Annotated in this window: 22 protein-coding genes; 7 read left to right on the top strand and 15 right to left on the bottom strand. The window is 71.4% G+C overall.

Translation table 11 applies throughout. The features are described from left to right. Window positions 1–64: 64 nt before the first annotated feature. Complete coding sequence (locus tag ACFYL6_RS12930; RefSeq protein WP_355416967.1) at window positions 65–694, bottom strand: UbiX family flavin prenyltransferase; 630 nt, start codon at window positions 692–694, stop codon at window positions 65–67. A 152-nt stretch (window positions 695–846) separates the two neighbouring features. Here ACFYL6_RS12930 and ACFYL6_RS12925 point away from each other — a divergent pair, with 152 nt between their 5' ends. Beyond that, window positions 847–1833: a terpene synthase family protein gene (locus ACFYL6_RS12925; RefSeq protein ID WP_387170746.1), complete on the top strand. Its 987-nt coding sequence runs from the start codon at window positions 847–849 to the stop codon at window positions 1831–1833. 13 nt (window positions 1834–1846) lie between these two features. On the opposite strand, the gene mqnP is transcribed toward ACFYL6_RS12925, so the two are convergent. Further along, complete coding sequence (gene mqnP / locus ACFYL6_RS12920) at window positions 1847–2758, bottom strand: menaquinone biosynthesis prenyltransferase MqnP (RefSeq protein ID WP_387170744.1); 912 nt, start codon at window positions 2756–2758, stop codon at window positions 1847–1849. Continuing rightward, window positions 2758–4218: a menaquinone biosynthesis decarboxylase gene (locus tag ACFYL6_RS12915; protein ID WP_387170743.1), complete on the bottom strand. Its 1461-nt coding sequence runs from the start codon at window positions 4216–4218 to the stop codon at window positions 2758–2760. The genes mqnP and ACFYL6_RS12915 overlap by 1 nt, the downstream gene beginning before the upstream one ends. A 321-nt stretch (window positions 4219–4539) precedes the next feature. Between ACFYL6_RS12915 and ACFYL6_RS12910 the strand changes: the two genes are divergently transcribed. Further along, window positions 4540–5415, top strand: coding sequence for an alpha/beta fold hydrolase (locus tag ACFYL6_RS12910; protein WP_387170741.1), 876 nt, complete (start codon window positions 4540–4542; stop codon window positions 5413–5415). A 29-nt stretch (window positions 5416–5444) separates the two neighbouring features. On the opposite strand, the gene ACFYL6_RS12905 is transcribed toward ACFYL6_RS12910, so the two are convergent. Continuing rightward, the gene (locus ACFYL6_RS12905) at window positions 5445–6002 is read right to left on the bottom strand and encodes a carboxymuconolactone decarboxylase family protein (RefSeq protein WP_387170739.1); all 558 of its coding nucleotides are present in this window, start codon (window positions 6000–6002) and stop codon (window positions 5445–5447) included. Between the two features lie 128 nt (window positions 6003–6130). Here ACFYL6_RS12905 and ACFYL6_RS12900 point away from each other — a divergent pair, with 128 nt between their 5' ends. Further along, window positions 6131–6607 carry a MarR family winged helix-turn-helix transcriptional regulator gene (locus tag ACFYL6_RS12900; RefSeq protein ID WP_387170737.1) on the top strand — a complete coding sequence of 159 codons (477 nt, stop codon included), beginning with the start codon at window positions 6131–6133 and terminating at the stop codon, window positions 6605–6607. A 193-nt stretch (window positions 6608–6800) separates the two neighbouring features. On the opposite strand, the gene ACFYL6_RS12895 is transcribed toward ACFYL6_RS12900, so the two are convergent. After that, window positions 6801–6983 carry a DUF397 domain-containing protein gene (locus ACFYL6_RS12895; RefSeq protein ID WP_030334025.1) on the bottom strand — a complete coding sequence of 61 codons (183 nt, stop codon included), beginning with the start codon at window positions 6981–6983 and terminating at the stop codon, window positions 6801–6803. Then, on the bottom strand, window positions 6980–7762 hold the full coding sequence (locus ACFYL6_RS12890; protein ID WP_387171171.1) for a Scr1 family TA system antitoxin-like transcriptional regulator: 783 nt from the start codon (window positions 7760–7762) through the stop codon (window positions 6980–6982). Before ACFYL6_RS12890 ends, ACFYL6_RS12895 begins: the two co-directional genes overlap by 4 nt. 437 nt (window positions 7763–8199) lie before the next feature. On the opposite strand from ACFYL6_RS12890, the gene ACFYL6_RS12885 reads away from it, so the two are divergent. Further along, window positions 8200–9555 carry a hypothetical protein gene (locus ACFYL6_RS12885; RefSeq protein WP_387170735.1) on the top strand — a complete coding sequence of 452 codons (1356 nt, stop codon included), beginning with the start codon at window positions 8200–8202 and terminating at the stop codon, window positions 9553–9555. 70 nt (window positions 9556–9625) lie between these two features. Here ACFYL6_RS12885 and ccsB read toward each other — a convergent pair whose 3' ends face one another. The 6 genes from ccsB to hemL form a co-directional block, all read right to left on the bottom strand. After that, entirely contained in the window at window positions 9626–10594 is a 969-nt protein-coding gene (gene ccsB, locus ACFYL6_RS12880) for a c-type cytochrome biogenesis protein CcsB (RefSeq protein ID WP_387170733.1), read from the bottom strand. Then, complete coding sequence (locus ACFYL6_RS12875) at window positions 10594–12231, bottom strand: cytochrome c biogenesis protein ResB (RefSeq protein ID WP_387170731.1); 1638 nt, start codon at window positions 12229–12231, stop codon at window positions 10594–10596. Before ACFYL6_RS12875 ends, ccsB begins: the two co-directional genes overlap by 1 nt. Continuing rightward, a complete protein-coding gene (locus tag ACFYL6_RS12870; protein ID WP_387170729.1) occupies window positions 12231–13049 on the bottom strand; it encodes a cytochrome c biogenesis CcdA family protein in 819 nt (272 codons plus the stop codon). Before ACFYL6_RS12870 ends, ACFYL6_RS12875 begins: the two co-directional genes overlap by 1 nt. Then, window positions 13049–13618 carry a TlpA family protein disulfide reductase gene (locus tag ACFYL6_RS12865; RefSeq protein ID WP_387170727.1) on the bottom strand — a complete coding sequence of 190 codons (570 nt, stop codon included), beginning with the start codon at window positions 13616–13618 and terminating at the stop codon, window positions 13049–13051. The genes ACFYL6_RS12870 and ACFYL6_RS12865 overlap by 1 nt, the downstream gene beginning before the upstream one ends. Continuing rightward, complete coding sequence (locus ACFYL6_RS12860) at window positions 13618–14265, bottom strand: histidine phosphatase family protein (RefSeq protein WP_387170725.1); 648 nt, start codon at window positions 14263–14265, stop codon at window positions 13618–13620. The genes ACFYL6_RS12865 and ACFYL6_RS12860 overlap by 1 nt, the downstream gene beginning before the upstream one ends. A gap of 64 nt (window positions 14266–14329) precedes the next feature. Continuing rightward, window positions 14330–15667 carry a glutamate-1-semialdehyde 2,1-aminomutase gene (hemL, locus tag ACFYL6_RS12855; RefSeq protein WP_387170723.1) on the bottom strand — a complete coding sequence of 446 codons (1338 nt, stop codon included), beginning with the start codon at window positions 15665–15667 and terminating at the stop codon, window positions 14330–14332. Window positions 15668–15846: 179 nt separating this feature from the next. Between hemL and ACFYL6_RS12850 the strand changes: the two genes are divergently transcribed. Next, window positions 15847–16182, top strand: coding sequence for an STAS domain-containing protein (locus ACFYL6_RS12850; RefSeq protein WP_007454492.1), 336 nt, complete (start codon window positions 15847–15849; stop codon window positions 16180–16182). A 14-nt stretch (window positions 16183–16196) separates the two neighbouring features. Here the strand turns inward: ACFYL6_RS12850 and ACFYL6_RS12845 are convergent, their stop codons facing one another. Both ACFYL6_RS12845 and ACFYL6_RS12840 read right to left on the bottom strand, forming a co-directional pair. Continuing rightward, window positions 16197–16751 carry a two-component system response regulator gene (locus ACFYL6_RS12845; RefSeq protein WP_387170721.1) on the bottom strand — a complete coding sequence of 185 codons (555 nt, stop codon included), beginning with the start codon at window positions 16749–16751 and terminating at the stop codon, window positions 16197–16199. Beyond that, a complete protein-coding gene (locus ACFYL6_RS12840; RefSeq protein ID WP_387170719.1) occupies window positions 16748–21115 on the bottom strand; it encodes a HAMP domain-containing protein in 4368 nt (1455 codons plus the stop codon). Before ACFYL6_RS12840 ends, ACFYL6_RS12845 begins: the two co-directional genes overlap by 4 nt. Window positions 21116–21397: 282 nt before the next feature. Here ACFYL6_RS12840 and ACFYL6_RS12835 point away from each other — a divergent pair, with 282 nt between their 5' ends. Both ACFYL6_RS12835 and ACFYL6_RS12830 read left to right on the top strand, forming a co-directional pair. Continuing rightward, the gene (locus ACFYL6_RS12835) at window positions 21398–23470 is read left to right on the top strand and encodes a SpoIIE family protein phosphatase (RefSeq protein ID WP_387170717.1); all 2073 of its coding nucleotides are present in this window, start codon (window positions 21398–21400) and stop codon (window positions 23468–23470) included. 49 nt (window positions 23471–23519) lie between these two features. Continuing rightward, window positions 23520–23951 (top strand): hypothetical protein, encoded by a 432-nt coding sequence (locus ACFYL6_RS12830; RefSeq protein ID WP_387170715.1) that lies wholly within the window; start codon window positions 23520–23522, stop codon window positions 23949–23951. Window positions 23952–24027: 76 nt separating this feature from the next. On the opposite strand, the gene ACFYL6_RS12825 is transcribed toward ACFYL6_RS12830, so the two are convergent. Beyond that, window positions 24028–25386: an FAD-binding oxidoreductase gene (locus ACFYL6_RS12825; protein ID WP_387170713.1), complete on the bottom strand. Its 1359-nt coding sequence runs from the start codon at window positions 25384–25386 to the stop codon at window positions 24028–24030. Window positions 25387–25475 lie beyond the last annotated feature (89 nt).

Genomic DNA, 25475 nt, shown 5'->3' with positions numbered 1-25475 from the left:
GCGGACCGGACACCAGTCCGGTCCGCGTCCCGCTTCGGCCGACTGCCGACACGAACGGGACGGCTCAGCTTCGCGCTGCGCCGAGTTGGCCGGACCACCGCCGGAACAGGGTGTGCGGGACGCCGAGCGCGTCCAGCACCTTGCCGGCCACGAAGTCGACAAGTTGCTGCGCGCTGGCCGCCGCGCCGGCGCCGTAGAAGCCGGGGCTGGCCGGCAGCACCACCGCACCCGCGTCGTGCAGCGCGATGAGGTGCTCCAGGTGGCTGCGGGTCACCGGTGTCTCCCGGGGGACCAGCACCACGGGACGGCGCTCCTTGAGGTTGACCTCGGCGGCGCGCTGCAACAGGTCCTTGGAGAGCCCGATCGCGATGCCCGCGCAGGCTGCCGTGCTGGCCGGGACCACAGTCATCCCGCGTACCCGGTAGGAGCCGCTGCTCGGCCCGGCGGCCAGGTCGCCGGCCGGCCAGTGCCGCACATCCGCCGTGGTCAGGTCCCGGTCGAGCCAGGCGGCGAGGTCCTCGGCCCAGTGCCCGTCCCGGAAGGGTCGGCCGGTCTCGTCGAGCACGGTGAGTCGCGCCGCTCGGGACACGATCAGGTCCACCGGCTCGCCCGCGTCGAGCAGGCCGCCGATGACGGCCGCCGCGTACGGCGTACCGGAGGCACCGGAGACCCCGACCACCCATGGTTCCCGCATGCCCCCAGCCTGCCTGGTCCGGCTGGTCCGCCGGTGGGCACCCCCGGGGTTGGTCCGGTCCGACATGTCGGACGGGGTACCTGCGGATCCCACCGACCTGACATGCTGCCGCTGGCGATTCGCACCGGAACCATCTCGAAGAGGAGGCATCGGTGACGACCGGCGAGATCCTCCGGGCGCTGCGTGCCGAATGTCCGATTCCGCCCCGGCTTCCACCACCACACGCCGATCGCGTGCAGGACTGGCTGCTCGGTCTGCTGCCCGAGCTTGGTTTTTCACTGGACGACGCCGCGCTGCACCGGCTGTCCCGGGGAGCCTTCGCCCGGTACGCCGGACGGCTCTACGCGGAGGCGACCGAAGCCGACCTGCGGATGCTGGCCGCGCTGTTCACCTGGTTCTTCCTGGTCGACGACGCCTGCGACGGGCCGAATCGGTTGACCCCGGAGCAGATCCGGGCGCTGCGCAACGGCACCCTGGCGCTGCTGCACGACGGCACCCGGCTGCGGCAGACCGGGCTGACCGGCCCACTGCGGCGACTGCTGGTGCTGGCCTGGCGGGAGCCGCGCCGCCGGATGCCGGCCCGGTGGCGGCAACGCTTCGCCGACGCGGTGGCCCGACACCTCGACGGCACCTGGCAGGAGGCGGTCAACAAGGAGGCCGGCCGCCGTCCCAGCGTGGACGAGTACGTCGAGCTGCGTCGGTCGACCTCGGCGGCGGAGGTGTCGTACCCGCTGGTGGAGTTCGTCAGTGGCCGACCGTTGCCCGACCCGGTCTACCACCACCCGTTGCTGCGTCAGATCGCCCGCACCGGCAACGACCTGCTCTCCTGGTACAACGACCTGGCCTCGCTGGAACGGGACCGGGTGACCGCCGGCGGGCACAACCTCGTCCTCGCCATCGAGGGCGACCTGGCCGTACCGGAGGCGGAGGCGGTCGAACGGGCGGCCGAGCACTGGCGGCAGGCGATGCGACGCTTCGTCGCGCTACGAGCCGCCGTGCCGTCGTTCGGCCCGACGTTGGACGAGGCGGTCGCCGACCATCTCGACGGTGTCGCGTACGCCGTGCGCGGGACCATCGACTGGACCTTGGAGAGCGCCCGCTACCCGGTCACCGCCGCACCGCCAGCCCCAGCGTCGTAGGGCCGGCTCAGCCTCAGGGCCGGAGACCGAGCCGGATCACCAGGTCGAGCAGCGCGAAGAGGAACAGTGCGATGCCGACGAAGCCGTTGGCGGTGAAGAACGCCCGGTTGACCTTGCTGAGGTCGGTCGGGGTGACCACCAGGTGCTGGTAGCCGAACGCCACAGCGGTCAGCGCCAACCCGATCCACCAGAGCCAGCCGAGACCGATCAAGGCACCGAACCAGATGAACAGCGCGAAGGTCACCACGTGCGCGACCGTGGAGGCGTGCAGCGCGAAGCGCCGACCGTACCGGGCGGGCACGCTGTGCACGCCGATCTCCCGGTCGATCTCGGAGTCCTGGCAGGCGTAGATCAGGTCGAAGCCGCCGATCCACAGCCCCACGGCCGCGCCGAGCAGCCAGGCCGGCCCGGAGCCGTCCAGGGTGCCGGTGACCGCCAGCCAGGCGCCGACCGGGCCGACCGCCTGGGCGACCCCGAGGATGGCGTGCGGCCAGTTGGTGAACCGCTTGGCGTACGGGTAGACGACCAGCGGCACCACGGCGAGCGGCGCGAGCACCAGACAGAGCGGGTTGAGCAGGGCAGCGGCGGCGAGGAAGACCACCAGTGCGACGGCCGCGCCGGTCCAGGCCGTCCGCACGCTCACCGCTCCGGTGACCAGTTCCCGACCGGCGGTACGCGGGTTCCGCGCGTCGATCTGGCGGTCGATGATCCGGTTGGCGGCCATCGCGAACGTCCGCGCCCCGACCATCGCCACGGTGATCAGCAGCAGGTCGAGCCACCGGACCCGCCCACCGTTGATCTGCATCGCAGCCAGCGCCGAGAGGAACGCGAACGGCAACGCGAACACGGAGTGCTCGACGGCGACGAGCTTCAGGAAGGACTTGGTCCGGCCTGGCGTCGCCGTCGGTGCGTCGAGGACGGCCATCAGATTCCGTACTCCTTCCAGCGCTTGTCGACCAGGGCCGTGACCTCGGGGGCCATGGTCATCTCCTCCGGCCACCCGCGGGTGTAGCCCTCGGTGGGGAGCTTGCGGGTCGCGTCGACGCCGGCCTTGCCGCCCCAGAACTGCTGGTACGACGAGTGGTCGAGGTGGTCCACCGGACCCTCGGTGAGCAGCAGGTCGCGGGCGTAGTCGACGTTGCCGAAGGCCCGGAAGGCGACCTCGTTGTAGTCGTGCACGTCGCAGTCCTCGTCGACGATCACGATCAGCTTGGTCAGCGACATCAGGTGCGCGCCCCAGATCGCGTTCATCACCTTCTGCGCGTGCTTCGGGAAGCGCTTGCGGATCGAGACGATCGCGCAGTTGTGGAAGACGCCAGCGGCCGGCAGGTCGTAGTCGACGATGTCCGGGATCATCAGCTTGAGCAGCGGCTGGAAGATCCGCTCGGTGGCCTTGCCGAGGCCGTGGTCCTCCTGCGGCGGCTTCGAGGTGACGATCGAGTGGTAGACCGGCTTGCGCTGCATGGTCATCGCCTCGATGTGCAGCACGGGGAACGGCTCGACCGGCGTGTAGAAACCGGTGTGGTCGCCGAACGGCCCCTCGGGCAGCCGCTCACCCGGCTCCAGGTAACCCTCCAGCACGATCTGCGCGTGCGCTGGCACCTGCAACGGCACGGTGAGGCAGTCGACCATCTCCACCCGCTCGCCACGCAGGAAGCCTGCGAACAGGTACTCGTCGATGTCACTGGGCAGGGGCGCGCTGGCCGCGTACGAGACGACCGGGTCGCAGCCGATCGCGATCGCGACCGGCAGGCGTTGCCCGAGCCGTTCGGCGACCGCGTGGTGGGCTGTGGAGTCCTTGTGGATCTGCCAGTGCATGCCCAGGGTGTTGCGGCCGTGCTGCTGGAGTCGGTACAGGCCGAGGTTGCGCTTGCCGGTCTCCGGGTGCTTGGTGTGGGTCAGCCCGTAGTTGTGGAAGATCCCGCCGTCGTCGGGCCAGACCTGCAACCCCGGCAGCCGGTTGAGGTCGACGTCCTCACCCCGGTAGACGACCTCCTGGCAGGGAGCGGTCTTCACCTTGCGCGGCGGCACCGACTTGAGCTGCATGACCTTGCCGAGACCCTCCCGGATGCCCGACCAGCCGACCGGCAACTCCGGCTTGATCAGCGCGCCGATCCGGGCACCGACCTCGTCCAGCGAGTCGACGCCGAGGGCCATCGCCATCCGCTTCTCGGTGCCGAACAGGTTGATCGCCACCGGCATCTCGCCCCGGGTCGGACGCTCGAAGAGCAGCGCCGGGCCGCCGGCCCGCACCGTGCGGGTGACCACCTCGCTGATCTCCAGGGTCGGATCGACCGGGACGTCGATCCGGCGCAACTCCCCCGCGCGCTCCAGCGCCGCGATGAAGTCCTTGAGATCGGTGTACGGGAAGCCACGAGCCGCCATGTCGCCCAGTCTCCCGCACCGGCGCTCGCACGGCCCACGCCGGGTGCTGTGACACTCGCGATTCGCCCGCCGATCAGCGGCGGACGGCAGACGGCAGACGCGGCGAATCTTGATCCACTCGGCTTGCAGGAAATCGGGGTGTCCTGCGCCCGTGGATAGGCCGACTTCCTGCAAACCGAGTGGATCAACGCGCAGAGCCCACACCTCCCGGGCATGGCGGACGGTTGAGCGGGTAGCCCGGCAGACGCCGGCAGGCCGACGGCCACGGGCCAGCGAACACGGGCCAGCGAGCGGCAGACGACGGGTGGACGGAGGCGGCGAATGGGCGGGAAGCGGGTCCCGGCGGGGTTCACCGAGCAACGGGCGCGGGTCGGCCAGATCAGCATGAACTACGTCCGTGGCGGTGCCGGCCCGCCACTGGTGCTGCTGCACGGGTACCCGCAGTGCTGGTACATGTGGCGGCACCTGCTGCCCGAGTTGGGACGCTCCTTCGACGTGGTCGCGCCCGACCTGCGCGGCTTCGGCGGCAGCGACGCCCCGGACGGCGGGTACGACAAGAAGACAGTCGCCGCCGACCTGCACGGACTACTCGACCAGCTCGGCCTGGTCAGCGACCTCCGGCTGGTCGGGCACGACCTGGGGACCATGGTGGCGTACGCGTACGCCGCCGCCCATCCGCAGCGGGTGAGTCGGCTGGTGCTCACCGAGGCGCCGATCCCCGACGAGAGCATCTACACGTTCCCCGCGCTCACCTCGGCCGGACCCGGGGTGTGGAACTTCGGCTACTTCTCCCTCGGCAACGGGCTTCCGGAGGCATTGGTCGACGGGCGGGAGTCGCTCTGGGTGGACAAGTTCACCGACGCGCTGATGGTGCACAAGGGCAGCATCGCCGCGCCCGACATCGAGGAGTTCGCCAGCCACCTGCGCGACCCGGCGCACCTGCGGGCCAGCTTCGCCTACTTCCGGGCGTTCGAGCAGGACGTCGCCGACAACGCGGCGTACCAGGCCACGAAGCTGACGATGCCGGTGCTGGCCGTCGGCGCGGCGGCCAGCCTCGGTGGGCAGATCGCCGAGCAGGTCCGCCGGTACGCCGACACCGTCCGCGGCGAGGTGATCGAGGACTGTGGGCACTGGCTGTACGAGGAGCGTCCGGACGAGATGCTCGCCCTCCTGCGTGACTTCCTCGGGGCGGCCTGACCAGCGGCCCAGCAGCGGCCCACCAGCGGTCAGGCTGCGGGCGTCCAGGCGTGGGCGGCCAGCGGCGGGTCGAGCGGTGCCCGGGTGAGCCGGTTGGCGAACGTGGAGATCGTGTACGCCCCGACGCCGAGCACCACGTCCAGCGCGTGCCGAGGTTGAAAACCGGCGGTCAGGAAGTCGTCAAGTTCGTCGTCCGGCACTGCGCCCCGGTGCTGGAGCACGGCCAGCGTGAACCGGCGCAGTACCTCCAGGCGCGGGTCGGGTAGCACCGAGCCGGCACGTAGCGCGGTGATCAGCTCGGCGGTCGCACCGAGTCGGGTGAGCGTGCCGGTGTGCAGGGCGACGCAGACGTGGCACTCGTTGGTGGTGGCGACGGCGAGGACGACCACCTCCCGCTCCAGCGGCGTGAGATCGGTCTGCTCGAAGCCCGCGTTGGCGGTGAGAAACCCGGCGAGCAACTGCGGTGATTCGGCCATCAGCGCCACCGGTGTCGGCAGCCAGCCGAACTGGCGGCGTACTCCCTCGATGGCCCGTCGGGCGGTTGGGGTGGGCGCGGTCTCGGCGGTGTGGGCGGTGAAGACGGGCATGGTGACCTGCTTTCCAGGGCGGCGGCCGGAAGGGGCGGCTGTGGGAAGGGACGGCGGCGCGGAGAAGCGGGCCGCATCACGTAAGATAGTCAACGTGGTTGACGAAATAGTAAACGCGGTTGTCGAACATGGCAACCCCTGAACCCGCCCGGCCCGGCTTCCAGCTACCGCTGCTGCTGCTGGCCGGCTTCCGCACCCTGATTGACGATCTGCACGCCGAACTGGCCCGGGAGGGGCATCCGGAGCTGCGGCCACTGCACGGGTTCGTGCTCCAGGCCGTCGGCGCGGACGGCACCACCGCCACCGAGCTGGGCCAACGGCTGGGCATCTCCAAACAGGCCGCCGGCAAGACAGTCGACCGGTTGGTCGCCGTCGGCTACCTGGAGCGGGTCGACGATCCCTCCGACGCGCGACGCCGGCTGGTCCGGGTGACCCCGCGCGGCGCCGACGGGCTACGCCGCTCGGCCGAGATCTTCGACCGGCTGCGCGCACAGTGGGCCGACACCCTCGGCCCGGAACGGGTCACCGCCCTGGAGGACGACCTACGCACCATGGCCTCGGCCAACTGGTTCCGGCTCGACGTGCCCGGCTGGTTCGGCGGCTGATCGCCGGCGACGCCGCGGTGCGGGCCCGCTACGGCGTGCCGGCCGACCGGTACGGCGAGCGAGACCTCCGGGACGTCGCCGGGCGGGTGGACCAGCGGGTCGAGGTGGAGAACGACGAGACCGGCCCCTCCGAGCCGCCGGGTCACCCAGGTGCGGTGCGGGGAGGCCCGCGGCAACCGGGCCGAGCCGACGGTCAGTGGGTGCGGGCCAGCTCGACGAAGGCCCGCCACGCGGCCGGGGTGAAGGTCAACAGGCCGCCGTCGCGGTCCTTGGAATCGCGGACGTGCACCCGGCCGGGCAGGTTGTCGGCAACCTCGACGCAGGCGCCAGCGTCGTTGCCGCTCCGGGTGGACTTGTGCCAGCGGGCTCCGGTCAGATCCATGGCTTCACGATCTCCTCGAGCAGGTCGATCGACTGCTGCCGGGGCAGCGCGTCACTGCGCAGACTCTCCCACCTTCCGAGCAGGGTCGCCACCTCGTTGATGTCGTCCACGGCGGTGCCGCCGGTCTGGTTGTCGAGGAAGCCGAGCCAACTACCGTCGGCGGTGCGGCCGAGGATGAACGGCCCGAAGAGGCCGGCGTGCAGGCCCACGCCCTGCGGCAGCACGTGCACCCTGATGTGCGGGCGGCGGGCGCACGCCACCAGGTGCCGCAACTGCTCGGCCAGCACCCCGGCGCAGCCCTCCGCGAAGCGCTGCAACGCGGCCTCGTCGATCACGGCGGTGAGCTGCGGCGGGTGCTCCCGGTCGAGAATCGTCTGCCGCTCCAGCCGGGCCGCCACCAACTGCTCCACCCGATCGGCGGTCAGCCCCAGGTCGAGCCGGAACACCGCCCGGGCGTAGTCGGCGGTCTGCAACAGCCCGGGAATCATCGTCGCGCCGAAGCAACGCAGTTGGGTGGCGACCCGTTCGACCTCCAGCCAGGGGCGGAACCAGACCGGCTCGCCGTCGCGCCGGCCAAGCTCGCGCAGCGAGGTCAGCAGGCCGCCGGTGTCGAGCACCTCGTCGGCTCGCTTCAGGTACGCCTCGTTGGGTGCGGTCTGCCCCAGCTCGACGGCCGACACCATGGACGGCGAGTAGTGCGCTCGTTTGCCGTACTCCTCCTGAGTCAACCCGGCCGCGAGCCGCGACCGCCGGAGCTGCTCCCGGATCAGCATCGCTGTGGACACCACTGTGGTCACTGCGTTCCACCTTCCGCCGCTCACGGTGGGTCACTCGACCCCCCTGCCGCACGGTAGCGAGCGCTCAACGCTGCGTCACCCCATGACGCGCATATCGGGGGGTAACGCGAGCCGTGGCCCGACCTCACCGCCCGCCTCGGTGGCCGTCAGCGCAAGATCCACTCGGGTTTCCGGAAGTCGCGGCGTCCCAGGGCGCAGGACACCCCCACTTCCTGAAAGCCGAGTGGATCAACGGCGACCGGGGCGGCGGGCACCGGCTGAGTCCTACTTCGACGGAGATCGCGACCTGGACGACTGATCGAGAACTGTCAGAGGTGATCTCTAGGATCAGGGGTGCCGGTCGGGCCGGGGGCGAGGCCGCTCCGGCTTCTTCCGACCGGCTCACCCCTCACCAAGGAGATCGGTTGACATCTGTGCGCGTTACGCGTGGCAGGCTCCTGCGCGGTCTGACCGCGCTGGTCGTGACGATGGCGATGATCGGCGTGGCGACAACGGCCGCCTCCGCCGAGGACGACCCGGGTTGGGTCAGTGGTTCGCTGGGCGATGTGTCGCTCGGCGCGGCCGGCGCTCCCAGCCGGACGGTGCCGCTGACCCTGAGCAGCACCGGGGCCAGCCAGCCCCGGGTGACCATCGATCTGACCGGCCTGGCGGGCGTGGCCACCGCCAGCTTCCCCGACTTCTGCGTCACCGCGGGCACCTCGGTGACCTGCCCGATGCCGCCGACGGCCGTCGAGGAGTTCGGCACGCTCACCGGCACCGTGCCGGTGGTGTTCCGGCCCGCGCCGGGTGCCGTCGACGGCGCGTCCGGCACCCTCGACTACACGGCGTTCGGCGAGCAGACCGAGGCGTACGCCCAGCAGGCGACGGTCACCGTGCGGTCCGGGCCCGACCTGCTCGACATGGTCGACGAATACGTGACCGGCGTCGAGGTGGGCGACACGCTCCCCCTCGCGGTGACCGTGGTCAATGCCGGCGACCAGCCGGCCGTGGACCTGCGGCTCACCATGCGCTTCTCGGTGGGCCTCGTGCCGGCCAGCTACCGCAACTGCCGGTACGGCACGGACAAGGTGCTCGCCACCGTTGTCGTCTGCACCGTGCGAGGCACGTACGCGCCCGGTCAACGGCACGAGCTGCGGGGCGGGCTCCCCACCACGGTCGGCCCGGCGACGCTCGGCGACAAGCGGATCACCCAGGTCGTGGAGCCGCTGGCCAGCGCCGGCTCACTCCCGAGCGGGGTGAAGCTCAGGAGCCGCGACGCCGACCAGGCGCTGCGGCTGCGGGCGGTCGGTACGCCGCTCGGCGTGATCCCGGTCGAGGTGAACGGCGCCGGCGGTCAGACCTACCTGTGGGAGGTCCGGAGCGCCTTCGACATCGTCGCCCAGGGCGCGACCGTGACCGGCGCCGTCGGCGACACCGTCCAGGTGACCGTGGGCATCCGTAACGACGGGCCGGGTGTGCCGGATGGCACGAACTCCGGCGACACGGTCGGCGACTTCCTCTTCACCCCGCCCTCCGGGGTCACCGTGCTGGCCAACCCGCCGGGTTGCGGGTCGTACGGCGGCGAGGAGGAGGACGGCGCAACGACCCCGAAGTTCTGGCGCTGCAGTGGCCCGGGAGGCGTGTTCCCCGCCGGGGTCAGCAAGACGGCCACCTTCGACCTACGGATCGACAGCCTCGGCGGGTCCGCCGGGGAGGTCCAGCCGGCGAGCCGCTACCCCCGGGTGGACGACAACCCGGGCAACGACATCGCGCCGGTCACGGTGAGCTGACCGAGGCCACCCGAACAACGCGGGCCGGTCACGGACGAATCCGTGACCGGCCCGCACCGCGTTGCCAGGATCAGTCCAGCCCGCCGTACGAGTGCAGGCCGGTGAAGAAGATGTTCACGCCGAACAGGTTCATCAGCATGGTGAGGAAGCCGAGCACCGCGATCCAGGTGGCCACGTTGCGCTTGACGCTGGGCGTCGCGCGGGCGTGCAGGTAGCCGGCGTACACCACCCAGGAGATGAACGCCCAGGTCTCCTTCGGGTCCCAGCCCCACGGCCGACCCCAGGCCGCCTCGGCCCAGATGGCACCGGCGATCACCGCGAAGGTGAAGATCGGGAACGCGAAGGCGTGTAGCGCGAAGGTCAGCCGCTCCAGGCCGACCGCACCGGGCAGCCGCTTGGCCAGGGTGTACGGGAAGCTCCGCTTGCCCTGCTCGTACCCGTTGCGCATCAGGAAGCCGACCGCCGGCACCACGCCGAGCAGGAAGATGCCGGACGCGAAGACGATCGTCGAGACGTGGATGACGAACCAGTACGAGTTCAGCGCCGGCACCAGCGGCACGATCGGCACGTACAGCACCAGCTCGGCGGTGGCGACCAGCAGCACCATCACCAGGGTGAGGAAGAGCCCGAGCTTGCGCAGCGACGGTCGCTTCCAGAGCACCACCAGCCAGGCGGCCACCCCGATGAACGTCACCGTGAGCACGAACTCGTACATGTTGCCCCACGGCATCCGGTCTGCGGCGAGCCCACGGGTGACCAGAGCCGCCAGGTGCAGCCCGGCGGCGACCGCGGTGGCGCCCACCCCGATCAGGCCCGCCAGCCGGGCCCGCCCGGCGGAGCCGTCGGCCGGGGGCGGCGACGGGACCGGCGCGGGCGGCGTCGGGACGGGACCGCCGGCGCCGACCAACTCGCGCACCGGCGCCGCCGCGGCGACCCGGGTACGCACGTTGCCCAGCGCGTACTCGACGGCGTGGCCGATCATCGCGATCAGGTACGCCAGGATCGCGAAGGTCACCAGATTGTCGGAGAGTGCGGACATCACTCGGCTCCTTCTCGCACGCCGGCCCGCTCAGTGGAGTCAGCGTCAGGCCGTTCGGCACCGCTGACAGCGGCGACGAGCTGGGTGAACTCGTCGGCGAACCCTGGATAGTCGGTACGCGGCAGCCCACCGACCTCCATCAAGCTACTACCGCTCGTCGGAGATCCTTCCCCGGGGTCGCCCGGCACCACCCGGAAGAAGACCCGGCGGCGCTTCCCGAACAGCGAACCCATCAGCCCGACCAGCAGGACGCCGCAGCTGACCAGCAGCATCGTCGAGCCGGGATCGTGCCGGATGGAGAGGGTGACGTACCGCTCGGTGCCCAGGAACTCGACTGTCGTGCCGTCGTCCAGCTTCCAGGTCTCACCCTTGCGGAGCAGCTTGGTGCCGACCTCCTTGACCTTGCCGGTCCGCACCTGCCGCTGGTCGAGTTGGTAGACCGAACCGGGGATGCCGGCGTCCAGGCCGAGGTTGCCGCGGTAGGCGACCAGGTTCAGCGCCGGGTTGCGCTCGGTCGGGTACTGCGAGCGGGCGAACGGCCCCTGCTCGGGCGCCGTGGGCAGGTAGATGCCGGTGAACGCCATCTGCTGATCGGGTGCGCGCTGGCCGGTCGCCGGGTCGACGTTGGCGTCCGGGAAGGCCGCCAGCCCCTCGCTGGTCAGGCCCATGTCGCCGGTGGTCAGGAACGGCTCGTCACTGATCTGGCTGTTGCCGAACCGGTCGGTGTAGCGGATCACCGGGGCGTACCCGTGGCCGAGCAGGTAGACGCTCGCGTCGTTCAGACGCAGCGGCGAGTTCACCGAGAAGTCCGCGCTGCGGGTCGGCTCGTCCGGGCCGTCGACGGTGACCGTGGCGTTGAAGTACTCCGGCTGGCCGGACGGCAGGAACCGGGCCTCGAAGTCGTCCAGCCGCAGGCAGAAGCGGGGCAGGTCGGCGCTGTCCACCTGGGGCCCGAGCTTCGCCTCGGCGTACTGCTGGCGGGTGTTGCAGAACGCGTTGTCCGCGCCGGCCACCAGCAGCCGGTTGCCGCTCCAGCCGTACCAGGAGCCGAGCGCCACGCCGATCAGCACCGCGATCAGCGAGGTGTGGAACAGCAGGTTGCCGGTCTCCTTGAGGTAGCCCTTCTCGGCGGAGACCTCGTCGCCACGCACCTCGACGCGCCAGCGGCGCTTGCGCAACGCCTCCGCGACCGCCGCCGCGCCACCGGGCGGGGCGGGCAGCACGGTGTGCTGCGGCAGCCGGGCCATCCGCTTCGGCGCGGCCGGCGGCCGGGACCGCAACGTGCGGACGTGGTCGCGCAGCCGGGGCGTGATGCAGCCGATCAGGGAGGTGAACAGCAGCAGGTAGATCGCGGAGAACCAGACCGACCCGAAGACCTCGAACGCGCCGATCCGGTCCAGTCGGGGGGCCCAGTCCGGGTGGTCGACGAAGTACTCGTTGACCTTCTCCGGGCTGATCCCGCGCTGCGGCAGCACCGAGCCGGGGATGGCGGCGATCGCGAGCAGGAAGAGCAGGATCAGCGCCGTACGCATGCTGGTGAGCTGCCGCCACGAGTTACGCAGCAGGGCCAGCAGCCGGTTGGGCCGGCGGCGTGGCGTGGGCGCCACGGTCTCCGGTCGGTCGTCGACGACCGTCATCAGATGCTCACCTCGCCCACCCCGACGGTGGTCTGCAACCAGATCACGAAGCTCTGCCATCCGCCGGTGACCAGGGCCAGGCCGATCAGGATGAGCAGGGCACCGCCGACCCGGGTGACCCAGCGACTGTTGCGCCGGACGGCGCGGAAGACCCCGAGCAGGCGTTCGAAGCCCAGCCCGAAGACGATGAACGGTATCCCCAACCCGAGGCAGTACGCCACGGCGAGCACCACCGCGCGGTCGCTCTGGCCGCTGGCGGTGGCCATGCCCATCACCGCGCCGAGCGTGGGGCCGGTGCAGGGCACCCAGCTGAGCGCGAAGACCGCACCGAAGACCGGTGCGCCGAGCAGCCCGGCCGACGGCAACCGGGAGATCCGGAACTCCCGTTGCAGGGCCGGGATCATCCCGAGGTAGCTCAACCCCGCCACGATGATCAGCACGCCGACGCCGATCTGCAACTCGCGCTTGTAGTCGAAGAACACCCGGCCGAGGCTGGCGAAGAGGATCGCGGTGGCCACGAAGACGACTGTGAAGCCGCCGATGAAGAGCAGCGTCCCGGCGAGCACCCGACCCTTGACCGCGCCCGCCCGCGCGACCCGCTCCTTGACCGCGACACCCCCGGTGGTCGGCGCGGGGTCGGCCGCCGGTCGGCGGCCCTCCAGGTCGGCGCCGGCCAGGCCGGTCACGTACGACAGGTAGCCGGGGACGAGCGGGAGCACGCACGGGGAGAGGAAGCTGACCAGGCCGGCGAGCGCCGCCGCGCCGATGGCGAGCAGCAGCGGCCCGCTGAGGGCCAACTCCCGGAAGGTCTCGCCCATCAGTTCGGCGCCGGCTTCTCGGCGGCGATGCGTTCGACGATCGGTTGCAGGCCCTCCTGCTTGACGGCGGCCCGGATCACCGCCGCGATCCGGCCGTCCCGGTCGAGCACCACCGTCGCGGGCACGCTGTTCGGCGGGATGTCCAGCGCGAGCGCCGTCTTGCTGGCCGGGTCGAAGAGGCTCGGATAGGTGACCCGGCCCTTCTCGAACGCCTTGGCCTTGTCCCGCGAATCCTGCACGTTGATGCCGAGGAAGTTCACCCCGGAACCCTTGGTGGCCTGGTAGACGGCTTCCAGGTCGTCCGCCTCGGCGCGGCACGGCGCGCACCAGGAACCCCAGAAGTTGACCACCACGACCTGACCGCGCGCCTCGCTGACGTCGTAGCTGCCGCCGAGCAGCAGCTCACCGGCGACCTTCGGGGGTGCGGAGCGCTGGTCCGGTGCGCACTCGAAGATCCCGTCGGTGGTGGTCGTGCAGGTCTTCTCCTGCGCCTTCGACGACGTGCAGCCGGCCAGCGCCACCGCGGCGACGGCGGCGAGCAGACCGGCGGTCCACCTCCGGGCGTTCATCAGGCCCCCTTGGCCGTCCGGGCTGTCGCGGAGAGAGCGATCAGGTGCGCGGCCGGCTCGCTGTAGCCGATGCCCGCCACCTTCGCGCCGTCGAAGTGGAACGAGGTGAGGCTCGCCAGCCCGCACTGCCGCTTGCGCGGGTCGTGCCAGAGCCGCTTGCGCTCGACGTAACGGCGCAACGTCCAGATCGGGAGCTGGTGCGACACCAGCACCGCCTCGCGCCCCTCGGCGGCGACCCGGGCGGCGTGCACGGCGGCGAACATCCGCTCGGCGATCACCCGGTACGCCTCGCCCCAGGACGGGGTCACCGGGTCGCGCAGCACCCACCAGTTACGCGGGTCGCGGAACGACCCGTCACCCGGGGAGACCTTCTTGCCCTCGAACCAGTTGGCGCTCTCGATCAGCCGCTCGTCCACCCCGACCGGCAGCCCGAACTGGGCGGCGATCGGCTCGGCGGTCTGCTGGGCGCGCTCCAGCGGGCTGGCCACCACGTGCACGACCTCCCGCTCGGCCAGGCCCTGCGCGGCGGCCTTGGCCATCTGCACGCCCAGCTCGGACAGGCGGAAACCGGGCAGCCGGCCGTAGAGGATCTGGTCGGGGTTGTACACCTCGCCGTGCCGAAGCACGTGCACCACAGTCTTGCTCAAGGCTGCGCTCCCTCTGTTCGCGACTGCGGGGCTCGCAAACCCGGCTCACTCCTCGCGCTCACGCTCAACCCCCGTGACCAGCCGCTGCCGCCGCGTTCGCCGCCGTCGGCAGCGCGTCGGCGATGTGTTCCAGAGCGGCGTCGTCGAGCGCCGCCGACACGAACCACGACTCGAACGCGCTCGGCGGCAGGTAGACGCCGGCGGCGAGCATCGCGTGGAAGAACGCCTTGAACGCCGGCACCTGCTGGGTGCGCGCGCTGTCGTAGTCGACCACGTCGGCGTCGGTGAAGAAGACCGAGAACATGCTGCCCGCGTACGACAGTCGGTGCGGGACCCCGGCGGCGGCCAACGCGTCGGACGCCAGCTTGCCCACGACGGCGGCCGTCTCGTCGAGGCGCTGGTACAGCGCGTCGTCGGCAAGCCGCAGGGTCGCCAGACCGGCGGCGCAGGCGAGCGGGTTACCGGAGAGGGTGCCGGCCTGGTAGACCGGGCCGGCCGGCGCGAGCCGCGCCATGATGTCCGCGCGCCCGCCGAACGCCGCGGCGGGCAGGCCACCACCCATGACCTTGCCGTACGTCCACAGGTCGGCGTCGGAGGCGTCGAGGCCGTGCCACCCGGCGCGGGAGACCCGGAACCCGGTCATCACCTCGTCCACCACGAGCAGGGCGCCGTGTGCGTGCGCGATCCGGGCGAGCTGCTGGTTGAAGCCGTCGCGGGGGGCCACCACGCCCATGTTGCCGGCGGCGGCCTCGGTGATCACCGCGGCGATGTGCGGGCCCTCGGCGGCGAACGCCTCCTCGACGGCCCGGATGTCGTTGTACGGAAGAACGATGGTCTCGCTGGCCGCCGCGCCGGTCACGCCGGGCGAGTCGGGCAGGCCCAGGGTGGCCACGCCGGAGCCGGCGGCGGCGAGCAGAGCATCGACGTGGCCGTGGTAGCAGCCGGCGAACTTGACGATCTTCGAGCGGCCGGTGAAGCCACGGGCCAGCCGGATCGCCGACATGGTCGCCTCGGTGCCCGAGTTGACCAGGCGAACCTGCTCCATCGGGGTCCGGTCGACCAGCTCGGCGGCCAGCTCCACCTCACCCGGGGTGGGCGTGCCGAAGCTGGTGCCCCGGGCGGCGGCGGCCTGGACGGCCTCCACCACCTCCGGGTGGGCGTGCCCGAGGATCAGCGGACCCCAGGAGCAGACCAGGTCGACGTAGCGGCGACCGTCGGCGTCGTACAGCCACGGGCCCTCACCACGGACCATGAAACGTGGGGTGCCGCCGACCGCCTGGAAGGCGCGCACAGGGGAGTTCACCCCGCCCGGCACGATGGCGCGGGCGCGGTCGAACAGGGCCTCGGAGGCCGGCGCGTCGGCTGGGTAGCGGCCGGACCCGGCAGGAAAGATGTCGGTCACGATGCCGCCATTGTGACAGCGCCGGACCGTCAATCAGCAGCCACCCCGTGGTGGGGTTACCCGGCTCACCCAAGAACTGCGCCCCTCGGCAGCGCCGACCCGGGGGGCTGCGTGGCCTGGACGGCGACGGGTCGCGGCCTCGACAGGCCAGGTCGGTCGGATCGCGCTAGGCTGACCCAGTGGATCGTGCCGAACTGTCCATCACGCTACACCGGACGGGCGACGAAGCAGTCTTGCGCCTGGCCGGTGAGATCGACATGCTCACGGCGGCGCAGCTCTCCACCGTCGTCAACGAGGTACTGGCCGACCCACCCCCACGGATCGTGCTCGACCTCGGTGGCGTCACCTTCTGCGACTCGCAGGGTCTAGGCACCCTTGTCGTGCTCAGCCGCAAGGCCAGCCACGCGCAGAGCCTGCTGATGCTGACCCACGTGGGCGACTTCCTGATCCGCGTACTGGACATCACCGGCCTGCGCAGCGCCCTGATGATCCGCAACGACCAGCCCACCGGCTGAGCCGCCCCGCCGCGTCAGGCGGTGTTTCCCCACCGGGCCTGTTCGAGCATCCGTACCGCCCGGTCGCGGACCTCCGGATCGTCCGAGCGGAGCTGGGCGGTCGCCTCGTCGACCGCCTCGGTGAGCCGCCGCCACTGCGTGTCGCGCTCCCGGACCAGGTCCGACTGGGCAGCCAGCTGCCGGGTCTTCACCCACAGCTCGACGAAGACCGACACCTTGGCCCGGAGCACCCACGGGTCGAACGGCTTGGTGAGGTAGTCCACCGCACCCACCTGGTAGCCCCGCAGGGCGAGCTGGGCGTCCCGGTCCGCGGCGGTGAGGAAGATGATCGGCACGTGCCGGGTCCGTTCGCGGCGCTTGATGTGGCTCGCCGTCTCGAAGCCGTCCATGTCCGGCATCTGCGCGTCCAACAGGATCACCGCGAAGTCGTCCACCAGCAGCTGCTTGAGCGCGGCCTCGCCGCTCTCCACCGCCACGGACTGGACCGGCAGGCCCTGGAGGATCGCCTCCAGGGCCGTCAGATTCTGCCGCCGGTCGTCCACGAGCAGCGCCTTGGCCATCTGGGTCACGAAGTCTCCTCGGTCCGGCTGCCGTTGATCCAGGACGACATCAACTCGATCAAGTCGTCCAGGTCGACCGGCTTGGTGATGTAGTCGCTGCCCCCGGCAGCGAGCGCCGACTCACGGTCGCCCGGCATCGCCTTCGCGGTCAGGAAGACCACCGGAAGGTCGGCGAACCGGTGGTTGCGGCGAATCTGGCGGGTGGTCTCGTAACCGTCCTGGTCGGGCATCATCGCGTCCATCAGCACGATGTCCACCTCCGGATGCTCGGCCAGCAGGCGGACACCGTCCGCCCCGTTGTCCGAGTACAGCACGGTCATCCCGTGCAGCTCCAACGCGCTGGTCAAGGCGAAGACATTGCGGACGTCGTCGTCCACGATCAGCACGGTGGCGCCGTCCAGTTGGCGGGTGGCCGGTGCCTCCGGCCGTTCCGGCAGCAGTTCCAGCGGCGGCATCAGCAGCGACGACGGCAGTCCGGCGCGCTGCGGCGACGGCGCCTGCGGCGCGACCACGGCGTCCGGGGCCAGCACCTGCGGCACGAACAGGGTGAACGTCGAGCCCTGACCGGGCGCGGACGAGACGGTGATAGTGCCACCGATCAGTCGGGCCAGATCGCGGCTGATCGACAGGCCCAGGCCGGTGCCGCCGTACCGGCGACTGGTCGTGCCGTCGGCCTGCTGGAACGCCTCGAAGATGATCGACAGCTTGTCGTCGGAGATGCCGATCCCGGTGTCGATCACGGTGAACGCGATCACCTGCTGAGCGTTCGTCAGCGCCGGCACGTCGAAGACCGCGTTCTCCGCGGCCGGGGCGATCCGCAGCGTCACGGCACCGTTGTCGGTGAACTTCACCGCGTTGGAGAGCAGGTTGCGCAGGATCTGCTGCAACCGCTGCGCGTCGGTCACCAACGCCGGCGGCAGATCCTTGCTCACCCGTACCTGGAAGTCCAGGTTCTTCTCCTCGGCCTGCGGCGCGAACGCCTGCTCGACGTAGCCGCGCAGCTCGGTGAAGCGGATCTCGGTCGGCTCCACGTCCATCCGACCCGCCTCGATCTTCGACAGGTCGAGGATGTCGTCGATCAGACGCAGCAGATCGGAGCCGGACCCGTGGATGGTCCGGGCGAACTCGATCTGCTTCGGGCTGAGGTTCTGCTCCGAGTTCTCGGCCAACAGTCGGGCCAGCAGCAGCAACGAGTTCAGCGGCGTCCGCAGCTCGTGGCTCATGTTGGCCAGGAACTCCGACTTGTACGCGGACGCCCGGGTCAGCTGCTGCGCCTTCTCCTCCAGGCCCAGCCGCGCCAGCTCGATCTCCCGGTTCTTCGTCTCGATGTTGCCCTTCTGCTCGGACAGCAGAGTGGCCTTCTCCTCCAGCTCGGCGTTGGTGCGCTGCAACTCGGCCGACTGCTCCTGCATCTCGTGCGCCAGCCGCTGCGACTGGGCCAGCAGCTCCTCCGTACGCCGGTTGGCCTGGATGGTGTTGACCGCGATGCCGATGGTGAGCACCAGCCGCTCCAGGAACGACAGGTGCAGCTCGGAGAAGGCCGACACGCTGGCGAACTCGATCACCCCGAGCAGCTCACCCTCGAACAGGACGGGGAGCACCACCAGGTCGGACGGGGGTGTCTCGGCCAGACCGGACCGCAGGGTGAGCCGGCTGTTCGGGGAGGCGCTGACCCGGATCGTGCGACGGGAGAGCGCGGTCTGCCCGACCAGCCCCTCACCCGGCCCGAAGGTGACGTCGTGCCCCCGCGCCACGTACCCGTACGAGGAGGTCAGCCGCAGCCGCATGCTGCCGTCGGCGTCGTCGGCCAGGAAGAAGGCGCCGAGCTGGGCGTCGACAAGCGGAGTCACCTCCGTCATGATCATGCGGCAGACCTCGCCGAGGTCACGCTGGCCCTGCAACAGGCCACCGATCCGGGCGAGGTTGGAGTCCAGCCAGCCCTGTTCGGCGTTCTTCTTGGTCGTCTCCCGAAGGGTGACGATCATCTGGTTGATGTTGTCCTTCAGCTCGGCGACCTCGCCCTGCGCCTTGACCGCGATCCGCTGGGTCAGGTCGCCGCGGGTCACCGAGGTGGACACCTGGGCGATGGCCCGCAACTGCGTGGTCAGCGTCGAGGCGAGCTGGTTGACGTTCTCGGTGAGGTCGCGCCAGGTGCCGGAGACCCCCTTCACCTGCGCCTGACCACCGAGCTTGCCCTCGATACCTACCTCGCGGGCCACCCGGGTCACCTCGTCGGCGAACGACGACAGCTGGTCGACCATCGTGTTGACAGTCGACTTCAGCTCCAGGATCTCGCCCTGGGCGTCCACGGTGATCTTCTGCGACAGGTCACCCTTCGCCACGGCGGTGGTCACCGAGGCGATGTTGCGGACCTGGCTGGTCAGGTTCGAGGCCATCGAGTTCACGTTGTCGGTCAGGTCCCGCCAGGTGCCCGAAACGCCCTTCACCTGGGCCTGACCACCGAGCTTGCCCTCGGTGCCCACCTCGCGGGCCACCCGGGTCACCTCGTCGGCGAACGACGACAGCTGGTCCACCATGGTGTTGACAGTCGACTTCAGCTCCAGGATCTCGCCCCGAGCGTCCACGGTGATCTTCTGCGACAGGTCACCCTTCGCCACTGCGGTGGAGACCTGGGCGATGTTGCGCACCTGGGCGGTCAGGTTGGAAGCCATCGAGTTCACGTTGTCGGTCAGGTCCCGCCAGGTGCCCGCGACCCCGCGTACCTGCGCCTGGCCGCCCAACTTGCCCTCGGTGCCCACCTCACGCGCGACCCGGGTCACCTCGTCGGCGAACGACGACAACTGGTCCACCATCGTGTTGACAGTCGACTTCAACTCCAGGATCTCGCCCCGCGCGTCCACCGTGATCTTCTGCGACAGGTCACCCTTCGCCACGGCCGTGGTCACCGAGGCGATGTTGCGGACCTGACTGGTCAGGTTCGACGCCATCGAGTTCACGTTGTCGGTCAGGTCCCGCCAGGTGCCGGAAACCCCCTTCACCTGCGCCTGACCGCCCAGGTTGCCCTCGGTGCCCACCTCACGGGCCACCCGGGTCACCTCGTCGGCGAACGACGACAGCTGGTCGACCATGGTGTTGACGGTGTTCTTCAGCTCCAGGATCTCGCCCTGGGCGTCGACCGTGATCTTCTGCGACAGGTCGCCCTTCGCCACGGCGGTGGAGACCTGGGAGATGTTGCGGACCTGGCTGGTCAGGTTGCCGGCCAGCTGGTTGACGTTCTCGGTGAGGTCCCGCCAGGTGCCGGAGACGCCGCGCACCTGGGCCTGGCCGCCCAACTTGCCCTCGATGCCCACCTCACGGGCCACCCGGGTCACCTCGTCGGCGAACGACGACAACTGGTCCACCATCGTGTTGACGGTGTCCTTCAACTCCAGGATCTCGCCCTGCGCCGCCACCGTGATCTTCTGCGACAGGTCGCCGCGCGCCACCGCCGTGGAGACCTGCGCGATGTTACGGACCTGGGCGGTCAGGTTCGACGCCATCGAGTTGACGCTGTCGGTCAGGTCCTTCCAGGTGCCGGCCACGTTCGGCACCTCGGCCTGGCCGCCCAACTTGCCCTCGGTGCCCACCTCGCGGGCCACCCGGGTCACCTGCTCGGCGAAGAGCCGCAGCGTGTCGGTGAGGTAGTTCATCGTGGCGGCCAGCTCGGCCACCTCACCCCGCGCGCCGACGGTGATCTTCTGCGACAGGTCGCCCTTGGCCACCGCCGTCGCCACCTGCGAGATCGACCGCACCTGGCCGGTCAGGTTCGACGCCATGGTGTTCACCGAGTCGGTGAGGTCCTTCCAGGTGCCGGCGACGCCCCGCACGTCGGCCTGGCCGCCCAACTTGCCCTCGGTGCCCACCTCACGGGCCACCCGGGTCACCTCGTTGGAGAACGACGAAAGCTGGTCCACCATCGTGTTCACCGTCCGCCCGATGCGCAGGTACTCACCACGCAGCGGCCGACCGTCGATCTCCAACGCCATGTGCTGGGACAGGTCACCGTCGGCGACCGCCACGATCACCCGGGCGATCTCGGTGGTCGGTCGGCCCAGGTCGTCGATCAGCGAGTTGATCGCCCGCTGCCCCTCCGCCCAGGAGCCGTCCAGCCCCTCGTCGTCGAGCCGCTCGGTGAGCCGGCCGTCGCGGCCGACGATCCGGCTGATCCGCCGCAGGTCGAGGTACTGCCGCTCCTGGAGCGAGACCACCTCGTTGAAGGCGTCCGCCACCTCACCGGCCGCGCCGGCGCGGCGCGGAAGCCGGACCTTCAGGTCGCCGCGACCGATCCGTCGCAGGGCCTCGGCCAACTCACCGAGGAGCGCCTCGTGGTCGGACGCGGACGGATCCGCCACCGACTGCTTCGCCGTGGTCATCATTCCTCGCTCAACTCGGGGGGCGCCGGTCCGTGCGGACACACCGGCACCCCATATTGTGCCCGCGCGCGCCGCAGTGCCAGGGTGCGCGACCCGCCAGGCGGCATCGATCGCCAGTCGACCCGCCCGATCGGCGCCGACCCGGCACGGCGCGTCGCAAACCTCGCCCGGCTCCCGCACGGGTCGTTTCGACGCGTCAACCCGTGCGCCGCTGACCGACGCGACAGCTTGCGATCCGTGATCGGCTTGGCACCCGGCAGGGGGACGGTGGAGGATACGGGGGTGTCAGCCGAGGCGGGGGCCGCGACGACCGGGGCCCGGGACGGGGCCGTCCGGCGTGTCCGGCTGCCCGCCGACCGCCGCACGCCGGCCGCCGCCCGCGCCGTGGTTCGCTCGGTGTTGACCGAGTCACACCTGGACGAGCTGGCCAACGAGGCGCTGCTGCTCACCACCGAGCTGACCACCAACGCCGTCGAGCACGCCGGTACCGAGCTGGACATCGAGGTCGTCGCGGACGAGATCGGGCTGACCGTCACCGTCTCCGACTTCGCCCCCGGTTCCGGCGACGAGCTGACCGTCGGCGACCGCAACGACTCCACCGAGATCAACGAGGTCTCCGTACGGGGCCGGGGCCTGCTGCTTGTCGACCACTTCGCCAGCCGCTGGGGCACCACGTACCTGCCCACCGGAAAGGGCGTCTGGTTCCGGCTCGACCGCCCCGGCGCCGACCCGCCCGCCGGGGGCACCGTCGGCGAGTCGACACCGGCCAACGCCGGCCCGCAGACGAGCGCCGACGGGTCCGCACCGAGCGCCAGCGCGATGAGCGAACTCATGCAGACCGCCCCCGACCTGTACGGGGACGACCCGTTGCCCGACTTCGCCACCAGCCTGCTCAGCCGGGTCGCCGAGATGGTGGGCGCCGCCGGCGGCACGATCCGCCTGGACCGGGGCGACGGGCAGGGCCGCCAGGTGCTGGCCCGCTTCGGCCGGCCGCCCCGCCCCGGCAGCGACCTGCTCCGGGTGCCGCTGACGGTGCACCGCCCGTACGCCGGGGAGTTGGAGTTGGACGCCGCCCCGTCGGCGTACGCCCAACCGTTGGCGGTGCTCACCGCCGAGCGGCTGTCACTGCACCTGGAGAACGACCGGCTGCGCCGGGCCGACGTCCGCCGGCAGGTGTGGCTGACGTTCCTGGCCGAGGCGAGCGAGCTGCTGGCCCAGTCGTTGGACGTCGACCTGACCATGGCGCTGGTGCCGCAGTTGGTGGTGCCGCGACTCGGTCAGTGGTGCGCCGTGCACACCACCGACGAGTGGGGCCGGCTCCGGTTGGCCGCGGCCAGCCACGCCGACGAGTCGATGCTTCCGCAACTGCACAAGGTGCTGGCGGAGACCGGACCGGACTCGATCCAGGCCCGCCTCCGCGAGGCGTCCCGCAGCGCGGCGCAGATCCCCCTGGGCGGGCCGATGGAGGGTTTCGCGGTCCCGCTGATCGCCCGCGGACAGCGGCTCGGGACCCTCGCCGTGGGGCGGCACCAGCGACACCGGCATGACCCGGACGAGGTGGCCGTGTTGGAGGACGTGGCCCGGCGGGCCGCGCTGGCCATCGAGAACGCCCGGATCCACGCCGAGCGCCGCCGCGTGGCGCAGACCCTCCAACAGTCGCTGCTGCCGCCGGTCCTGCCGCTGGTGGACGGGATCGGTTTCGCCGCCGAGTACGTCCCGACCGGCGACGACGCCGAGGTGGGGGGCGACTTCTACGACGTGGTGCCGCTGCCCGACGGGCGCTGGCTCGTGGTCATCGGCGACGTCTCCGGCAAGGGTGTCCAGGCCGCCGCGGTGACCGGGCTGGTCCGGGACGTGATCCGGGTGCTGGTCGGCGACGGCAAACCGTTGCCGGAGGCGCTGGCGCGGCTCAACGAGACACTCGTCGAGCGGGGTGGCGGCCGTTACTGCACGCTGGCGCTGGCGGCGGTCGGGCCGGGCAAGGGCGACCAGTTGGACGTGTCGCTGCACCTCGCCGGGCACGACCGGCCGGTGCTGCTGGCCGGGGCGGGCGGCGCCGAGTTCGTCGGCACCGGCGGCACCGCGCTCGGCCTGCTCGACACGATCACCTCGCCGACGGCGCAGATCACCCTCGCACCGGGCGACTCGCTGATCTTCTACACCGACGGCGTCACCGAGCGGCGGCGTGGTCGGGAGCTGTTCGGCACCGACCGGCTGCGGGACGCCGCCGCGCCCCTGGCCGGATACTCGGCCGACGTGGTGGCCGCACGGCTGCGCGCCGCGGCGATCAACTTCTCGGTCGAGCCACCCCGGGACGACATCGCCGTCCTGGTGCTCCGCAACGACGCGACCTGACCGCCGCGCGGGCCCCGGTTTTCGGGGTCCGCTCGGTAGATTGACGGCCATGACGAGTGCCGCGCAGGTCACGTCGTACTCCCGGCCGGCGGTCCGGGCCCTGATCGTCGCGCAGCTCGCGACCATCGGCGCGTTCCTCGCCGTGCTACTGCTCTACGTCGGTCGGATGGCGACCGCTGGCGTCGGCCCGGGCGAGATGCTGACCGGCGCGTACGACCCGAAGGACGTGATCCCGTTCGGGATGGACGGGCTGAACCCGTTCCTCTGGCTCTACGCCGTGGTCGGGATGCTCTACGTGGTGGGTGCGGTGCTCGGGCTGCCGTTGGCGATCGTCGCCGTGGCGCTGGCCGCCCGGGAGCGCGAGACCCTGCCCCGGGCGACCCGGTCGCTGCTGCTGGCCGGCGCGGTAGGCGGCCTCCTGGTGCTGGTGGCCCGATTCACCCCGCCGTTGCTGGACATGCACCGGTGGTGGCTGGACTGACTTCGGCCGGGCCGCACCGGCATACGGGCTCAGACGGCCGGGCTGCACCGGCCACCGGGCAGACGGCCGGGCGGCCTCACAGGCCGCCGGGGAGCCGGCCGGGCGCGAGCCGGTGCTCCGGATCCAGCTGCCGCTTCGCGGCCCGCAACTGGGCCAGGCCGGCCAGCTCACCCCAGAGGTCGACCGCCTGGCGGACCGCCGCCGGAGCCGACACCACCACGCAGCGGCCCTGCCGGGCCAGCAGCACACCTCGGACGGCGGCCAGGATGGACGCCACCCGGTCGGCTTCCAGCGCCCCGGGCAGCGCCGCGTGCACCACGCCCAGCCCGGCGGACCCGCGCACCGGCACCGGCGCGCCGGCCGCGTCGCGGAGCGCGTAGACGGCGGCGTGCAGGTCGCCGATCGGCACTTCCAGGCGCAGGGCCGTGTCACCGGGCGCGAACGGGTAGCGGCGCCACCACGTCGGCGCGGAGTGGGCGATCGTCGCCTCCCCGTGCAGCAGGCCTACCAGCCGCTCGGCCCGCTCGGTGACGTCGGCGGGGCCGCCCTCCAACAGCACCACCAGGCTGCCGGCCCGGGACGGGGCACCGGCCCGGCCGGACATCGACGGATGGCGCTCCCGTGCGGTGGCCGACGGATGACCGGGCGGGTACGGCGTACGGGGGCGGGGGGTGCCGCCGGGCAGGTCCAGCTCGATGGCCGACGGCTCCAGCCGGGCGGCGAGGATCGTCCGGACCAGATCGTGCACCTCCAAGGGCGTCCACACCGGGCGGGACACCCAGAGCCTGCTCGCCGGCACCGGCTGCACCCGCAGGCTCGCCGAGACCAGCACACCGAGCGCGCCCTGGGAGCCGCAGAGCAGGCGGGCCAGGTCGAGCCCGGGCGCGCCGCCGCCGACGCTGATCAGCTCGCCGTCGGCGGCGAGGTAGCGCACACCGAGCAACTGGTCGCAGGGGCTGCCGTGGCGGTGGCGCAGCGGACCGGCCTCGCCGGCGGCGAGGACGCCACCCAGGGTCGCGCCGGGTGACGGGGCGTCCATCGCGAGCCGCTGCCCGGTGCGCTCCAGGGTGGCCTGCACCGCCCGAAGTGGAGTGCCGGCCCCCACGTCGGTCACCAGCGAGTCGGCCGGCTCGTGACCGATGCCGGCCAGCCGGCCGGTGTCGAGCAGGATGTCGACCTGAACCGGAGTGGCACCCCAGTCGATCTTCGTGCCCGCGCCCCGGGGCACCACCGTCAGGTCGTGCTTGGCGGCCAGCCGCAGCACCTCGGCGGCGGCGTGCGGGCCGCCCGGAACGGCCACCCAACGCGCCGGTCGCCCCGCCACCTCGTCGGCGGGCCCGGCCAACCGGGAGAAGGGTGGACCGCAGATCGCCGCCAACCGCCGGGTGATCTCGAGGGCTCCGGACCGGCCGAGGGAACTCGCTGCTGCCGCCATGCCGGCCATCGTACATGTGTTCGAAAGTCGTGGTGGTGAGTATCGGGATGCCGCTGGTCCGGCGCGCTGCGGCTGCCGGCCGGTAACGT

The sequence above is a fragment of the Micromonospora sp. NPDC007208 genome, from assembly GCF_042869175.1.
In the GTDB taxonomy this organism is placed as follows: Bacteria; Actinomycetota; Actinomycetes; order Mycobacteriales; family Micromonosporaceae; genus Micromonospora; species Micromonospora foliorum.
This window is presented reverse-complemented; position numbering and strand designations above follow the sequence as displayed.

What these genes read in the sequence shown, in the direction of transcription:
- ccsB (WP_387170733.1), bottom strand. Translation starts at nt 10,594, where the DNA reads ATGTCCGCACTCTCCGACAATCTGGTGACCTTCGCGATCCTGGCGTAC.
- ACFYL6_RS12840 (WP_387170719.1), bottom strand. Translation starts at nt 21,115, where the DNA reads ATGACCACGGCGAAGCAGTCGGTGGCGGATCCGTCCGCGTCCGACCAC.
- ACFYL6_RS12875 (WP_387170731.1), bottom strand. Translation starts at nt 12,231, where the DNA reads ATGACGGTCGTCGACGACCGACCGGAGACCGTGGCGCCCACGCCACGC.
- ACFYL6_RS12825 (WP_387170713.1), bottom strand. Translation starts at nt 25,386, where the DNA reads ATGGCGGCAGCAGCGAGTTCCCTCGGCCGGTCCGGAGCCCTCGAGATC.
- ACFYL6_RS12910 (WP_387170741.1), top strand. Translation starts at nt 4,540, where the DNA reads ATGGGCGGGAAGCGGGTCCCGGCGGGGTTCACCGAGCAACGGGCGCGG.
- ACFYL6_RS12905 (WP_387170739.1), bottom strand. Translation starts at nt 6,002, where the DNA reads ATGCCCGTCTTCACCGCCCACACCGCCGAGACCGCGCCCACCCCAACC.
- ACFYL6_RS12870 (WP_387170729.1), bottom strand. Translation starts at nt 13,049, where the DNA reads ATGGGCGAGACCTTCCGGGAGTTGGCCCTCAGCGGGCCGCTGCTGCTC.
- ACFYL6_RS12900 (WP_387170737.1), top strand. Translation starts at nt 6,131, where the DNA reads ATGGCAACCCCTGAACCCGCCCGGCCCGGCTTCCAGCTACCGCTGCTG.
- ACFYL6_RS12865 (WP_387170727.1), bottom strand. Translation starts at nt 13,618, where the DNA reads ATGAACGCCCGGAGGTGGACCGCCGGTCTGCTCGCCGCCGTCGCCGCG.
- ACFYL6_RS12890 (WP_387171171.1), bottom strand. Translation starts at nt 7,762, where the DNA reads ATGCTGATCCGGGAGCAGCTCCGGCGGTCGCGGCTCGCGGCCGGGTTG.
- ACFYL6_RS12930 (WP_355416967.1), bottom strand. Translation starts at nt 694, where the DNA reads ATGCGGGAACCATGGGTGGTCGGGGTCTCCGGTGCCTCCGGTACGCCG.
- mqnP (WP_387170744.1), bottom strand. Translation starts at nt 2,758, where the DNA reads ATGGCCGTCCTCGACGCACCGACGGCGACGCCAGGCCGGACCAAGTCC.
- ACFYL6_RS12915 (WP_387170743.1), bottom strand. Translation starts at nt 4,218, where the DNA reads ATGGCGGCTCGTGGCTTCCCGTACACCGATCTCAAGGACTTCATCGCG.
- ACFYL6_RS12830 (WP_387170715.1), top strand. Translation starts at nt 23,520, where the DNA reads ATGACGAGTGCCGCGCAGGTCACGTCGTACTCCCGGCCGGCGGTCCGG.